1 protein-coding gene and 1 pseudogene are annotated in these 411 nt (G+C 41.8%); one reads left to right on the top strand and one right to left on the bottom strand.

What is annotated here, in order from left to right; genetic code table 11:
* Positions 1 to 238 (bottom strand): hypothetical protein (locus tag ACJQQZ_RS12545; RefSeq protein WP_408023174.1); only part of this gene is annotated, 238 nt, incomplete at its 3' end.
* On the opposite strand from ACJQQZ_RS12545, the pseudogene ACJQQZ_RS12540 reads away from it, so the two are divergent.
* Positions 219 to 411: pseudogene (locus ACJQQZ_RS12540) on the top strand (hypothetical protein); the annotation flags it as partial. The gene ACJQQZ_RS12545 and the pseudogene ACJQQZ_RS12540 overlap by 20 nt on opposite strands.

Genomic DNA, 411 nt, shown 5'->3' with positions numbered 1-411 from the left:
AATCGCTCAATGACGTACTACCGCTCGTAGATGAACTGTCAGAAAGCGACGTACTCGTTGAATCGCTCGTAGAAGTACTATCACTTAACGAAGTTGAAGCACTTGTACTTTGAGAATCGCTCAATGAAGTACTACCGCTCGTAGATGAACTGTCAGAAAGTGACGTACTTGTTGAATCACTAGTAGAAGTACTGTCACTTAATGAAGTGGATGTACTTGTGCTTTCAGAGTCACTCAATGACGTACTACCGCTTGTCGATGAACTATCAGAAAGAGAAGTACTCGTTGAATCACTAGTAGAAGTACTGTCACTTAATGAAGTAGAAGCACTTGTGCTTTCAGAATCGCTTAATGACGTACTGCCGCTCGTCGATGAGCTATCAGAAAGAGAAGTACTTGTTGAATCACTAG

Source organism: Staphylococcus sp. KUGN1 (assembly GCF_045984185.1).
GTDB classification, from domain to species: Bacteria; Bacillota; Bacilli; order Staphylococcales; family Staphylococcaceae; genus Staphylococcus; species Staphylococcus warneri_A.
This window is presented reverse-complemented; position numbering and strand designations above follow the sequence as displayed.